Here is a 12,618-nt window from a genome sequence, read left to right as displayed (position 1 = left end):
GTAACCATCCGTATTCGCAGTGAATGAATAAGACTTGCGATCGATTCGACAGACGGCGGGCTCAGTCGACTCGATCCAGGTCAACGTCGAGGACGACGTTCACCTCGTGTGGAGCATAGGTTCGAACCTCGTGGCGAGTCCGAACGGAGACCTCGTACTCCGGTTCGGCGGCGTCTCGAATCGCCGCCTCGCCCGGTTCGAACGGGGCCGACTCGTGCTGGATGTCATAATAGTGAAGCCGGGCGTGCTCGCCGGCGAGTGACACGGCAGTATCGAGAAACTCGTCTGCGGAGTGGGGCAGGTTCATGACCAGGCGATCGGCCCAGTTCTCGTACTCCGGGGCCACGTCCCGGACGTCTCCGGCGATAGCAGTCACCCGATCTTCGACCCCGTTCCGCCGGGCATTCTCGCGGAGGAAATCGATCGCGACCTCGTTGACGTCAGTGCCGATTACCGTCGCCCCTCGTTTGGCCATCGGAATCACGAATGGTCCGACACCGGCGAACATGTCGAAGGCCTGTTCGTCCGGTTCGACCTGCGTGACGACCCGATGGCGTTCCGTCGCAAGTCGGGGCGAGAAGTACACCGAATCCACGTCCAAAAGGAACTCGGCGCCGTATTCGCGGTGAACCGTCTGTGTGCTCGAACCCCGGAGGACATCCCAGTCACGGGTCCGGGTTTCGCCTTTGACCTTCGAGGCCCGGTTGAGCACCCCATCGATCGGCAGGTCCGACTGCCAGAGGGCATCGGCGATCGCGTCTGCTCGGTCCGGGTCGTCCTCGTCGATGATCGCCAGGTCGCCTAGTCGTTCGTAGCTGGGCTCCCAGCCCAACAAGTCCGCCGGCATTTGCTGTGTCTGTCGTTCGGGGGCGTCGTGATCGACGACGTGCAGATCCCCCGGGACCGCCGTCGGATCGGTGACGGGGATGTAGACCTGCTCCCCGTCGACGTCGATGTCCCACTCGGTTGCGAGCAGTCCAGCCTCGGCGAGTCGCTGTCGGGTGGCCTCGCCAGCCTGACGCTCGACAGCGACACAGGGGACGGTCATACGCCACGCTCCACGCCCGCCGGACATACACGTGGCGTTTTCCGCGGGTCGAAACGCCTACTGCCCTGGGTCCCCCAGCGTAGCCATGCTCACTTTCGTCGGCCTGGGGCTGTACGACGAGCGCTCTGTCACCATCGAGGGACGGGACGCCATTCGAGACGCCGAGGCCGTCTTTGCCGAGTTTTACACCAGTCGACTCGTCGCGGCGACGGTCGAAGATCTGGAGGCCTACCACGACGTGACGATCCAGGTTCGGGACCGGGCTGGGGTCGAACAGGACCCGGAGCCGATCCTGGAAGCGGCCGAGACGGGGCCCGCAGTCTTCCTGACCGCCGGTGATCCAACCGTTTCGACCACTCACGTGGACTTGCGACTACGTGCCCACGAGCGAGATATCGGGACCCGAATCGTCCACGCCCCCACTGCCCAGACCGCGGCCAGTGGGCTCACCGGCCTTCAGAATTATCGGTTCGGAAAGTCGACGACGATCCCCTTCCCGTGGGCCCACGGAGCCGATGGCGTCCCCGACTCGGTTATCGACACGATCGAGGCGAATCGAGAACGAGGACTACACACGCTGGCCTATCTCGATATCAAGGCCGAATCCGAGGAGCTAATGGACGGGGGGACAGCCGCCGGACTCCTGGCCGACCACTGGCGCGCGGACCCGCTCGGTGTCGTCATCGGCCGTGCAGGGAGTCCCGAGCCGACAGTCAAAGCGGACCGTCTGGGGGCGCTCTCGGAGATGACGTTCGGTCCGCCACCACATATGCTGCTCATCCCTGGAGACTTACATCCCATCGAAGTGGACGCGCTGGCGGCGTTCGGCGACGCGCCCGAAGCGTTACTCGAATAATCAGCGACTAGCGACGATTCGCAACACGTCCTCGTCGGCGAGGGTGTGATCGCGACCGACCTGCTGTTCGTCGTGTTTCGCACTCGGGCCCGTTACGCGAGCGAACCGGAAGCGATCGTCGAAGGTACCGCCGAGTTTCGAGAGTAGATCGTCGACCGTCTCGCCGGCCCGAAGGATCACCGGGTCCTCGTAATCCACGCCTCGCCCCGGCTTGTCCATGTAGACCCGAATGAGTTTGAGTTCCTCCCATAGCCGATCGACCAGGGCATCGAGGCCTTTCTCCTTCTCGGCGCTGATAAACACGGCCTCGTCCGGGTCCACCCCGACATCACGAAGGTTCGCCCGCATGGTGTCGGCGTAGCTCGGGTCGATGAGGTCGACCTTGTTCACAACGGTCAGGGAGGGCAGATACACCCGGTTGTCCATGATCCCGTCGACGAGTTCGTCCAGGTCCGGATCACCGCGGATGGTGATGATCGCGTTGACGAAGCCGTGTTCCCGGAGCACGCCCTTGATCGTCTCCTCATCGAGGGAGAGTTCCGCAGAGGCGTTGACGTCGATCCCGTCCTTGCCTTTCTTTCGGACGGTGATCGACGGGGGTTCCGTATCCAGGCGAATGTCGTTGTGATAGAGTTCCTCGTCCAGCCGTTCGTACTGTTCGATCTCGAAGGCCGAGAGGAGAAAAACGATCAAGTCAGCCGTTCGAATGACCGAGAGCACCTCCCGGCCGCCACCCCGCCCACCGGCCGCCCCCTCGATGAGGCCCGGAACGTCGAGCAACTGGATGTTCGCCCCCCGATAATCGAGCATGCCGGGGTTGACATCGAGGGTCGTAAAGTCATAGGAGCCGACCTCGCTGTCGGCGTTGGTAAGTGCGTTGATCAGCGTCGATTTCCCCACACTGGGAAAGCCCACGAGGGCTACGGTGGCGTCACCGGACTGTTCGACGCCGTACCCGCCGCCACCACTACCAGAGTCCTGCTGGGCCTCCAGTTTCTCGCGTTTCTCCGCGAGTTTCGCCTTGAGACGGCCGATATGTGCTTCGGTGGACTTGTTGTACGGAGTCTCGGCAATCTCCGTTTCGAGTGCCTCGATCTCCTCCTCAAGTCCCATCATCATCCGGTATTCGGCAGGTGCCGAAAAGCTTGTCCCATCCGAGTCGGGGCCTGCGGTTGCCCGGAAAAGACAAGGGTTAAACCCGATCATCGACTGGCCTCCAATATGGCTGATACGATCGAAATCCTCGTTTCTGGCGGCCAGGCTGATCCGGGCCCGCCGCTGGGACCGGAACTGGGTCCGACCCCAGTCGACGTGCAGGCGGTCGTCCAGGAGATCAACGACGAGACTGCCGCATTCGACGGCACTGAGGTCCCGGTCACTATCGAGTACGAGGAGGACGGCTCCTTTACCATCGAGGTCGGGGTTCCCCCGACGGCGGCGCTCATCAAGGACGAAGCGGGCTTCGAGACGGGCAGTGGTGATCCCGAGACGAACTTCGTCGCCGACCTCTCCATCGAACAGGTCAAGAAGATCGCCGAGCAGAAGGTCTCCGATCTGCTCTCCTACGAGGTCAAGGCCGCGGCAAAGGAAGTCGCCGGCACCTGTGTCTCGCTGGGCGTGACGATCGAGGGCGAGGACGCACGGACGTTCAAACAGCGTGTTGACGACGGCGAGTACGACGACGTTCTCGAAGCCTGAACGGGCGGGCGCTTCGACGGGTTTAAGTTGGCTTCGACACCTTTCTCCGAGCGAGACAGGCATCGCCTGTTTCACTGACCCGTAGGAGATCTGACCTGAGAGGGTCGTGGACTACGGAGGTGAAAAATGGCAGACTCTGCTATCGAAGAGGCCGTCAATCGCGCACTGGAGGAGGCACCTGAGCGGGCGTTCCGCGAAACGGTAGACCTCGCCGTCAACCTGCGTGACATCGACCTCAATGACCCATCGAATCGTATCGACGAAAGCGTCGTCCTCCCGGAGGGGACCGGCCAGGACACCTCGATCGTGGTGTTCGCGACCGGCGAAACGGCCATCCAGGCCGGGGACGTCGCCGATCAGGTGCTCGACGACGACGATCTCGAGGACCTCGGCGACGACGACGATGCAGCAAAGGACCTCGCCGATGAGACTGACTTCTTCATCGCCGAGGCAGCGATGATGCAGGACATCGGTCGCTACCTCGGGACCGTTCTCGGTCCCCGGGGGAAAATGCCGACACCCCTGCAGCCCGACGACGACGTCGTCGAAGTAGTGAACCGCATGAAAAACAGCATTCAGCTCCGCAGTGGCGACCGCCGCACCTTCCACACTCGTGTGGGTGCAGCGGACATGACTGCAGAGGAGATCGCCGAGAACATCGACGTCATCCTCCGCCGACTCCACGCGGATCTGGAGAAAGGGCCGCTCAACGTGGACTCCGTGTACGTGAAGACCACGATGGGACCCGCCGTCGAGGTGGCATAAATGACGGCTGAAGCCGAACACACGACCGAACACGTCCCCGAATGGAAACAGCAGGAGGTCGAGGACCTCGTTTCGGTCATCGAATCCTACGACAGCGTCGGCATCGTCGACGTGCAGGGGATTCCGAGCCGACAGCTCCAGGAGATGCGGGCGGACCTGTACGGGTCGGCCACGCTCCGGATGAGCCGGAACACGCTCCTGGAACGAGCGCTGGAGCAGGTTGATGAAGGACTCGAAGACCTCGTTCCGTTCCTCTCGGGCCACGTCGGCCTGGTCGGAACGAACGACAACCCCTTCGCGCTCTACCGGCGTCTCGAACAGTCCAAGACGGCCGCGCCCATCAGCGCGGGCGAGACTGCTCCGAATGACATCGTTATCGAGGAAGGCGACACGGGGATGGACCCCGGTCCCTTCGTCGGTGATCTGCAGAACGTCGGGGCTGCCGCTCGCATCGACGAGGGATCGATCAAGGTCCTCGAGGACAGCGTCGTCGCGGAAGCCGGCGACGTCGTCAGCCAGGATCTGGCCGGCGTCCTCGGCGAACTCGGCATCGAGCCCAAGGAGGTTGGTATCGACCTCCGTGCTGTCTTCGCCGACGGCGTGCTCTTCGAGGCCGAAGAACTCGAGATCGACGTCGAGGAATACCGGGCCGACTTCCAGGCCGCCGCAGCGGCCGGCCGAAACCTCGCGGTCAACGCCGCGATCCCGACCACCGAGTCGATGCCCGCGCTCCTCGCGAAAGCCGAGGGCGAGGCCAAGAGTCTCGGCCTGCAGGCCTCGATCGAGAGCCCGGACCTGATGGACGATCTGGTTTCGACCGCGGACGCCCAGGTCAAGGCCCTGGCCGCACAGATCGAGGACGACGAGGCGCTCCCCGAGGAGCTCCGTGACCTCGAAGCCCCCGGTGGGGCCAAAACCACCGACACCGAGGAATCGACCGACGACCAACCAGAGGCAGACGCCGAACCGGAAGACGCCGAAGACGACGATGACGACGAGGACGAAGACGCCGGTGGCGAGGGCCTCGGAGCGATGTTCGGATAACACCCATGGAATACGTATACGCTGCACTCATCCTGAACGAGACCGACGCAGAGATCAACGAAGACAACCTGACCGACGTGCTGGACGCCGCGGGCGTGGACGTGGAAGAGTCCCGCGTCAAGGCCCTGGTGGCCGCCCTCGAAGACGTCGACATCGAGGAGGCCGTCGAGCAGGCCGCAGCTGCCCCCGCCGCCCCCGCCGCGAGCGGTGGCGCGGAGGCCGAGGCCGAGGCCGAGGAGGCCGACGAGGAGGAAGCAGAGGAGGAAGCCGAAGCTGAAGACGAAGGCGACGAGGACGAGGAAGAAGAGGCCTCCGGTGAAGGCCTCGGCGACCTCTTCGGGTAAGCCGGTTCAGCGACCGATTTTTCTTTCGCGGTCGACCGATCAGTCACAACCCTCGGATACGTCGTGCGGGAAGTCGGCGATCGATTCCCGCCGCCCGTCGAGGATCGAAAACTGCTCGTTTCGCCGGCGTTCGAGACATCCCAGCAACCGGGCCGCCCAGCGGAGTTTGCGAGCCTTTTCCGAGGATACGGTCGGGTCGTCGAAATCCCAGCCCGGGAACCAGAGGGTGTCGGCACCCAGGTGATCCGCGAGGAACGCCGCCCGATCGCCGTCCGTGAACCCGCCGAAGTTGTAGACGTTTTCGAGCGGTTCGACCTGTGTCGTCCCGAAGACCCGTTCGTCGTCGAAGCGGGGGACGTACTTCCGGACTGCCGGCACGTTATCCCCATGAGCATGGGCGGCGACCGGAACGCCGGCCCGACTCAACGAAATTGCTGTTTCCGGTGTCTTATCGAGATCCGTCACGACCAGATCCGGCCGAAGGTCGGCGGCTTCCATCACAGCCGCGGCGCCCGAGGCGGCGATCGTCCGGTCGGCATCACGGAGTCTGTCGAGTTCGGATTCGAGCGTGTCGCTGCCCCCGGCAACGGCGACAGTTCGCCCACGGAAATCCAGGCGGTCGAAATCGAAGGGTTCGACGAGATCAGAGAGCACGTCACGTGCCGCCCGGTCCTCGGTGGAGTCATACCCGAAGTCGGCGACGATCCGTTCGTAGATCGGTTCCCAGGCGGCGTAGTCCATGGCCGTCGCTACGGGGTCAAAATATGTAGGAACCCTGGTTCGAGCCGGAGACCCCGACCGCGAGTACCCCTACCCAAGGGGTCCGGCCTCCAATCCCTCGGTTTATTCCCATCCGGTATAAGCTTTCTTGTTATTTGCGACCCATCGCGGGGGAGTCAGGCGGTTGTCGGGCCGAATATTTTTTGAACGGGCGGCCGTGGAGCACCCATGGCAATCGAGTTCGAACACGAGGTGCAGACGGCCACCTTTTACAATCCGTTGGAGGATTTCGCGGAGACGGCAGTCGAGGTTGAGATTCGCGAGGACCCACTCACCGGTCGACAGACCCGGATCGTCCCGGATGCCTTCGTCGAACCGGCGGGCGAGGTGGAACTCGACGAATCGGTGACCGACGGGGAGGGCTGTTTCTTCTGTCCGGATATGGTCGGGGAGGCGACCCCTGAGTACCCCGATTTCGTCGGGTTCGACCGGGGCTCAGTCGGCGAGGCGACCTCCTTTCCCAACCTGAACCCCTATGGCAGTCACTCCAATGTCGTAGTTCTCACGGCCGACCATTACGTTCCGATCGACGAACTTGCCGCCGAACGCTTCGCTGATGGCCTCCAGGCGGCACTCGAGTACGTCGAGGCCGTTTTCGAGGGCGAGGAGACAACTTCCGTAGCCTCGGTCAACATGAACTTCCTCCCCTCGGCGGGGTCGAGTATCGTCCATCCCCACGTCCAGGCACTGGTCGACGACCGGGGGACAAACAGCCAGCAAGCCCGGATCGAGGGGGCTCGTGAGTATCAGACCGACGCTGAGACGGACTATTTCGGCGATTCAATCGGCGCGGCTCGGGCCGGCGACCGCTATATCGGCTCGACCGGGACCGTCGAATGGCTCGCCCCGTTTGCACCACGCCACCACCGTCACGTCCGTGGAATCGCACCCGACACCGGGCGTTTAGACCCCGACTCCGCAGTAATCGAGTCTTTCGCGCACGGGATCGAGAACGTGTTGGCCCACTACGCGGATCAGGGACTGAACAGTTTCAACTTCGGGCTCCACGTCGTTGACGACGATGCAGTGCGGCCTCACCTGGACATCGTCGCCCGGTCGGTCTTCCAGGAGTACGCCTGGAGTGACGCCACCTTCTTCGAGACGATTCACGACGAGAGCGTGATCGACGTGCCCCCGGAGACAATCAGCGAACAGGTAGGCGAGTTCTTCTGACTGTGTCAGGGGCTTTTTGCCCACTCACGATGAGATACGGCCATGTCGGAGCAGACGCCCGTCGTGGTGATCGTGGACGCCCAGACGCCGGGCAACGTGGGAACGATCGCCAGATCGATGAAGAATTTCGGGTTCAGCGAGTTGCTCCTGGTCGATCCGCCTGCACTCGATCCGGACGGCGAAGCATACGGGTTCGCGGGCCAGGCTCGCGAGGACGTGCTACCGAACGCCCGTGAGACGACCTTCGAGGCGGTTCTCGAAGCGTATCACACGGTCGGCTTCACGGCGGTCACGAACGAGGATGAAACCAGTCACGTCAGGTTTCCCTTCAAAACGCCACGAGAGCTTGCAGAATCACTCACGGAGCGGTCGGGGCCGACGGCACTCGTGTTCGGTCGGGAACCGACCGGGCTGCACAACGAGGAGCTTGCCCAGCTTGACGAGATCTGTGCGATTCCAGCCAGCGAATCCTATCCGGTGTTGAACCTCGGGCAGGCAGCGACGATCGCGCTCTACGAACTCCGGAATGTGACACTCGGGGAGACACAGCTCCCGGACCGCACCGGCTCAGTCGCCGACCCCGCAGACGTCGAGCGATTCCACGAACACGTCGGTCAGTTCCTCGAATCGATCGAGTACGGCCCGGAAAAACGGGCCAAGACACAACGGCTCGTGCGTCGGCTCCTTGGCCGGGCAAAGCCCACGGGCCAAGAACTGGTGACACTGCGGGGAGTTATGCGACAGGCAGTCAACCGAAATCGAGAGTGAACTACTTCTTCCGTGCGTCGGTGAACTCTGTCTCAGTGCGGAACGGGCGATGCTCCTCGAGCGTCGCGGCGATCTCCTGGATCGTCTCGACGGCGCGCCCGTATGGGGCGTCCAATATCCGGACGACCAGATCGCGGCGGATCGCGGTGAATCCGGCCATGACCAGGAGGAAGCCAACCACGGTCGTGAGCGTGATCATCTCACCCAGCAGAAGCCAGGCGACCAGGGCGGCGGCGATGGGTTCGAGATAGCTCACCAGATTGAGCTGTGACGGTCCGACTCGATCGAGGAGGGTGAAGTACACCATAAACGCGATGATCCCCGAGAAGACGACCAGATAGCTCAGCGAGAGCAGACCAGTCGTCGTGACTTCGACGCCGGCCCAGGACTCGCCTCGCAGGGAGCCAACCCCAAAGAGCATGCCCGACCCAATGAGCATCGCCCAGGCCTGCAGGCTCTTGAGCGGAAGGCCGGACCGAACGGTTCGTGAGAGAACTCCACCAGCGGCGAAACTCGCGGCGGCGAGGAGGACGAGACCGATCCCGAAGAGATGCCCCTGATCGAGGGAGGCCGGATTCGGCTGGGCGACGACCACCACGCCGGCGATCCCAAGGATGAAACCGATAATTTCGTTCATTCGGGGGAGCCCGCGCTCCAGGGTCAGACTTGCAAACAGCACCGTCAGCACCGGAGACAGGCTGATGATGATCGAGGCGATCGCTCCGGAGACGATCTGTTCGCCCAGGTAGAGGAAGGCGTGGTTCGCGAAGATGAGAAACAGCGCGACCACGCCGATTGCCAGGTAATCGGTCCGCCGCTGTGGCATGATTTCAGGCGCCGACATGACCGCCCAGGCCATGAGTAGCCCCCCAGCCAGCAGGTACCGGATGCCGGCGAAGTAAAGCGGCGGGAAGACGTGGAGACCGATCTCGATCGCGACGAACGAACTGCCCCAGAGCAGGCCCAGCAGGACGAACAGTGACGCTGTCGCCCGCGGACCGGAGAGGAGATCCGAATGTGTCATTGGTATCTACGAAATAGTCGGGGTGATTAAAGTCTTTCTACAAACTTTCCCTATATTCCCGCTTCACTAGCGACTATATGAATTATAGTGATAGAAAACTTTGGACACAGTTCACAAAATCGGTCACAGACCGAACGGACTCCAACGAATAGTCGAAGCCCGTCGCCGTCTGGAGACGAACTGGTAAGTGGACGGGTCGTGTCTCCCTACGCATGGACGAGCGCGACGTCGCCATTCTCAAGGCGATCTCGGATCTCGGAACCGGGAGCCCCGACCAGTTACACGAGGAGACCGGGATTCCGGTCTCGACCATCCACTACCGGTTGAACAACCTCCGAGAAGAAGGGATCATCACGAACGACCTCTATGACTTCGATCACGAGAAACTGGGACTGGGAGTGACCATCATCGTCGAGGTCCTCGCCGAGTACGAGGGCTCGGCCGACGAGGTCAAAGACGCGCTGTTCGACATCGAAGGGGTGACACAGGTCTTTTTCACCATGGGCGAGACCGATTTCATCGTGCTGGCTCGGCTCCCGGATTCGGACAGCGTCGAACGCTTGATCGCGGACTTCGAGTCGATCCCGGAGGTCGACCGGACCAACTCCACGTTCGTCGTCTCGACCCTGCGAGACGAGAGTCGGGCGCCCGCCACCTACGATCTGGAGACACTGACTGACGCGCTCGTGGACTAATCCAGGGGGACAGCGAGTTTTCGCTCGACGTACAACAGACTCACCAACCCGAGAATAATTACGGTGTAGGCCATCGCCGCGAGAAGGGCATCCTGAACGGTCGTGTACTCGGAAGTCCGGAAGATGATCACCTTTCGGACCATCGCGATCACGCCGGTGTAGATCACGAGTCGAACGATCTGCCTGGTATCAGTCTGTCGGACATAGGCCACGACGGTCTGGTACACCTCGACAATGATGAGCAAGAGCAGGCCAGTTTCGATGAATCCGATGACCACCAGGGGGTCGGTGATGCCGCCCGTAGGGACCGTCATCGCGATCTGGAGGGCCAGATCGACCACGCCGATGCCGAAGAGGAGCGCAAAGAGCCCGGCGGCGGCGAGTTCGACGGCCTGGACGAACTGACTGATGTGCCTGGAGATCTGACCCGCCATCTCTCCAGTCTCCGGGTTCCCGGATCCCTCGCCGGCTCCCTGTGACATTTGTCACCACGACCAACGGCCCCCGATGCCCTAAATCTGCGGGTCGCGGCCTACAGTTTGGCCTGGATCTCCTCGCGGAGCACCGAGGAGACGACCTCGCCGTCGGCTTTGCCCCGAAGCGCGCCCATCGCCTCGCCCATCAGCGCCGAGAACGCTTCCATGCCCTCGTCCTCGACCTGGGTGGCGTTCCGCTCGACGACCTCCCGTACCGCCTCGCGAACCGCCGCCTCGTCGACGCCGCCGAGGCCGGCTTCCTCGATCGCCGTCGCCGCAGAGAGTTCGGGTTGCTTCGCGAGAACCGTCAGCACCTCGCCGACGCCCTCCTTCGCCAGGTCACCGGCGTCGACCTGTTCGAGTACGTCGAGAAAGTGTTCGTCGGTGAGATTCTCGACTGGGACGTCATCCCGACGAAGTTCGGTAATCGTCGACTCGACCGTCGTCGCGGCGAGGGCGGGGTCTACGCCCTGTTCGACCGCCTGCTCGAACGTCGTGAACCGCCGGCCGAAGGCCACCTGTTCGGCGAGTCCGGGGTCGAGATCGTAGGACTTGACGTACCGATCGACCTTCTCGTCGAGGAGTTCAGGTGTCTCCACGGCCGCCGGATCGATCTCGACCGGCGGCACGTCCGTCTCGGGATACATGCGAGCGGCCCCTGGAAGCGGGCGGAGATACGAGGTCGTGCCGTCCTCGTTCGCGTCCCGAGTCTCTTCGGGGACCCTCGCGATCGCGACCGCGGCTCGATTGGCCGCAGCCTCGATCGCGAGCTCTGCGGTTTCCGTGTCCGCCGCGACGATCGCGACGGCGTCCTCCTCGCCAGCGTCGACCGCTTCTCTGAGTGCCCCCACTTCTGCCTCGGTCACGCCGTAGGCCGGGAGTTCGTCCGTGTGGAAGATTCCGCCCGCACCATGACGTTTGGCGTGATCCGAAAGTTCGGTTCCCAGCCGTCGGTCGGGCTGAATCTCACGCCCCACGAGACCGTCGAATCCGAAGAGAGGGACCGCTTTGACGGCCCCGCCTGCGTCGAGTGCGCCACGAATGACACCGGAGTCGGTGTCCGCAAAGACGTCACTGACGTCCTGAACGTCGCCGATCGAGGCGTTTCGATCCTGCAGTTCCTCGGCGATCTCAAGGAGCTCGGCCTGCCGTCGGACTTCCCCGCGGACGATGTTCTCGATGCCCTCCAGGTCCTGGACGCCCTTGACCTCGACCCGGGCACCCTCCTCGATGGAGACGTTCACGTCCTGTCGAATCGTTCCCAGGCCGCGTTTGACGCCGCCGGTGGAGCGGAGAATCATCCCGAGTCGACCCGCCGCCTCGCGGGCCTGTTCGGGGCTGGTGATGTCGGGGTCCGTTCCGATCTCGACGAGTGGTACCCCGAGCCGATCGAGGGAGAATACGACCCCCGAATCGGTCTCCTCGACCCGCCGGGCCGACTCCTCTTCGAGCATCAGGTCCTCGATACCCACCGGGCCAGCGTCGGTCTGGATCTCGCCGTCGGTCGCGATCAGCGAGGTTCGCTGGAAGCCGGAGGTGTTCGACCCGTCGATGACGACCTTGCGCATGACGTGGGCCTGATCGACGGGCGTCATCGAGAGCAGTTGGGCGATCTCCAGGCTGAGCTCCAGCGCCTCGTCGTCCATGGGATGTGGGGGTTCGTCGTCCTCCTCGACCAGACAGGTCGAGTCGTATCCCAGGTACTCGAACTCCCGTTCGACCTGGCTCTCCTCCAGGGCGGCCTCGTCGACTTCGCCGAGTTCACTCGGCGTGGGGTGTAGATAACGCGTGAACGACCGGACCGACTCCGCAGCCTCCCGTTGGGTCGTCGGACAGTTACAGAACAGCTTCGTCTCGGTATCGAGTTGCTGATGGATCTCCAGTCCCGCGACGAGGCCCAGCTCCTCGTAATCGAACTCGGTCATTGTGGACTGGTCCGTGTGGGAG

Annotated in this window: 14 protein-coding genes; 8 read left to right on the top strand and 6 right to left on the bottom strand. The window is 63.0% G+C overall.

The features are described 5' to 3' along the window. Positions 1 to 61 precede the first annotated feature (61 nt). Entirely contained in the window at positions 62 to 1,048 is a 987-nt protein-coding gene (locus RH831_RS08205; protein ID WP_310553721.1) for a class I SAM-dependent methyltransferase family protein, read from the bottom strand. Between the two features lie 85 nt (positions 1,049 to 1,133). Between RH831_RS08205 and dph5 the strand changes: the two genes are divergently transcribed. Then, positions 1,134 to 1,904 carry a diphthine synthase gene (gene dph5 / locus RH831_RS08200; protein ID WP_310553720.1) on the top strand — a complete coding sequence of 257 codons (771 nt, stop codon included), beginning with the start codon at positions 1,134 to 1,136 and terminating at the stop codon, positions 1,902 to 1,904. Here the strand turns inward: dph5 and RH831_RS08195 are convergent, their stop codons facing one another. Beyond that, positions 1,905 to 3,017, bottom strand: a complete 1,113-nt coding sequence (locus tag RH831_RS08195) for a GTP-binding protein (RefSeq protein ID WP_310553719.1) — start codon at positions 3,015 to 3,017, stop codon at positions 1,905 to 1,907. A 108-nt stretch (positions 3,018 to 3,125) separates the two neighbouring features. Between RH831_RS08195 and RH831_RS08190 the strand changes: the two genes are divergently transcribed. The 4 genes from RH831_RS08190 (at position 3,126) to rpl12p (ending at position 5,755) form a co-directional block, all read left to right on the top strand. Continuing rightward, positions 3,126 to 3,602, top strand: a complete 477-nt coding sequence (locus RH831_RS08190; RefSeq protein ID WP_070364952.1) for a 50S ribosomal protein L11 — start codon at positions 3,126 to 3,128, stop codon at positions 3,600 to 3,602. Between the two features lie 126 nt (positions 3,603 to 3,728). Next, positions 3,729 to 4,367: a 50S ribosomal protein L1 gene (locus tag RH831_RS08185; protein ID WP_310553718.1), complete on the top strand. Its 639-nt coding sequence runs from the start codon at positions 3,729 to 3,731 to the stop codon at positions 4,365 to 4,367. Beyond that, positions 4,368 to 5,411, top strand: a complete 1,044-nt coding sequence (locus RH831_RS08180) for a 50S ribosomal protein L10 (protein ID WP_310553717.1) — start codon at positions 4,368 to 4,370, stop codon at positions 5,409 to 5,411. 5 nt (positions 5,412 to 5,416) lie between these two features. Continuing rightward, entirely contained in the window at positions 5,417 to 5,755 is a 339-nt protein-coding gene (rpl12p, locus tag RH831_RS08175; RefSeq protein WP_310553716.1) for a 50S ribosomal protein P1, read from the top strand. Between the two features lie 39 nt (positions 5,756 to 5,794). On the opposite strand, the gene RH831_RS08170 is transcribed toward rpl12p, so the two are convergent. Then, positions 5,795 to 6,496 (bottom strand): 6-hydroxymethylpterin diphosphokinase MptE-like protein, encoded by a 702-nt coding sequence (locus RH831_RS08170; RefSeq protein ID WP_310553715.1) that lies wholly within the window; start codon positions 6,494 to 6,496, stop codon positions 5,795 to 5,797. Between the two features lie 207 nt (positions 6,497 to 6,703). Between RH831_RS08170 and RH831_RS08165 the strand changes: the two genes are divergently transcribed. Together RH831_RS08165 and RH831_RS08160 are read left to right on the top strand one after the other, a co-directional pair. After that, positions 6,704 to 7,708: a hypothetical protein gene (locus RH831_RS08165; protein WP_310553714.1), complete on the top strand. Its 1,005-nt coding sequence runs from the start codon at positions 6,704 to 6,706 to the stop codon at positions 7,706 to 7,708. A gap of 42 nt (positions 7,709 to 7,750) precedes the next feature. Next, on the top strand, positions 7,751 to 8,476 hold the full coding sequence (locus RH831_RS08160; RefSeq protein ID WP_310553713.1) for an RNA methyltransferase: 726 nt from the start codon (positions 7,751 to 7,753) through the stop codon (positions 8,474 to 8,476). A 1-nt stretch (position 8,477) separates the two neighbouring features. On the opposite strand, the gene RH831_RS08155 is transcribed toward RH831_RS08160, so the two are convergent. Beyond that, positions 8,478 to 9,500, bottom strand: coding sequence for an EamA family transporter (locus RH831_RS08155; RefSeq protein WP_310553712.1), 1,023 nt, complete (start codon positions 9,498 to 9,500; stop codon positions 8,478 to 8,480). Between the two features lie 212 nt (positions 9,501 to 9,712). Between RH831_RS08155 and RH831_RS08150 the strand changes: the two genes are divergently transcribed. After that, on the top strand, positions 9,713 to 10,195 hold the full coding sequence (locus RH831_RS08150) for an Lrp/AsnC family transcriptional regulator (RefSeq protein WP_310553711.1): 483 nt from the start codon (positions 9,713 to 9,715) through the stop codon (positions 10,193 to 10,195). Here the strand turns inward: RH831_RS08150 and RH831_RS08145 are convergent. Further along, a complete protein-coding gene (locus RH831_RS08145; RefSeq protein WP_310554145.1) occupies positions 10,192 to 10,629 on the bottom strand; it encodes a phosphate-starvation-inducible PsiE family protein in 438 nt (145 codons plus the stop codon). The genes RH831_RS08150 and RH831_RS08145 overlap by 4 nt on opposite strands. A gap of 98 nt (positions 10,630 to 10,727) precedes the next feature. Next, complete coding sequence (gatE, locus tag RH831_RS08140) at positions 10,728 to 12,596, bottom strand: Glu-tRNA(Gln) amidotransferase subunit GatE (protein ID WP_310553710.1); 1,869 nt, start codon at positions 12,594 to 12,596, stop codon at positions 10,728 to 10,730. Positions 12,597 to 12,618: the final 22 nt, after the last annotated feature.

The sequence above is a fragment of the Halodesulfurarchaeum sp. HSR-GB genome, from assembly GCF_031432215.1.
Lineage (GTDB): Archaea > Halobacteriota > Halobacteria > Halobacteriales > Halobacteriaceae > Halodesulfurarchaeum.
The sequence above is the reverse complement of the archived record's forward strand: the minus strand, read 5'-3'. Positions and strand labels throughout refer to the sequence as shown.

Coding starts and splice junctions, on each gene's coding strand:
- RH831_RS08150 (WP_310553711.1), top strand. CDS start 9,713: ATGGACGAGCGCGACGTCGCCATTCTCAAGGCGATCTCGGATCTCGGA.
- RH831_RS08205 (WP_310553721.1), bottom strand. CDS start 1,048: ATGACCGTCCCCTGTGTCGCTGTCGAGCGTCAGGCTGGCGAGGCCACC.
- RH831_RS08160 (WP_310553713.1), top strand. CDS start 7,751: ATGTCGGAGCAGACGCCCGTCGTGGTGATCGTGGACGCCCAGACGCCG.
- RH831_RS08155 (WP_310553712.1), bottom strand. CDS start 9,500: ATGACACATTCGGATCTCCTCTCCGGTCCGCGGGCGACAGCGTCACTG.
- RH831_RS08195 (WP_310553719.1), bottom strand. CDS start 3,017: ATGGGACTTGAGGAGGAGATCGAGGCACTCGAAACGGAGATTGCCGAG.
- RH831_RS08180 (WP_310553717.1), top strand. CDS start 4,368: ATGACGGCTGAAGCCGAACACACGACCGAACACGTCCCCGAATGGAAA.
- dph5 (WP_310553720.1), top strand. CDS start 1,134: ATGCTCACTTTCGTCGGCCTGGGGCTGTACGACGAGCGCTCTGTCACC.
- RH831_RS08170 (WP_310553715.1), bottom strand. CDS start 6,496: ATGGACTACGCCGCCTGGGAACCGATCTACGAACGGATCGTCGCCGAC.
- RH831_RS08165 (WP_310553714.1), top strand. CDS start 6,704: ATGGCAATCGAGTTCGAACACGAGGTGCAGACGGCCACCTTTTACAAT.
- RH831_RS08145 (WP_310554145.1), bottom strand. CDS start 10,629: ATGGCGGGTCAGATCTCCAGGCACATCAGTCAGTTCGTCCAGGCCGTC.
- RH831_RS08185 (WP_310553718.1), top strand. CDS start 3,729: ATGGCAGACTCTGCTATCGAAGAGGCCGTCAATCGCGCACTGGAGGAG.
- gatE (WP_310553710.1), bottom strand. CDS start 12,596: ATGACCGAGTTCGATTACGAGGAGCTGGGCCTCGTCGCGGGACTGGAG.
- rpl12p (WP_310553716.1), top strand. CDS start 5,417: ATGGAATACGTATACGCTGCACTCATCCTGAACGAGACCGACGCAGAG.
- RH831_RS08190 (WP_070364952.1), top strand. CDS start 3,126: ATGGCTGATACGATCGAAATCCTCGTTTCTGGCGGCCAGGCTGATCCG.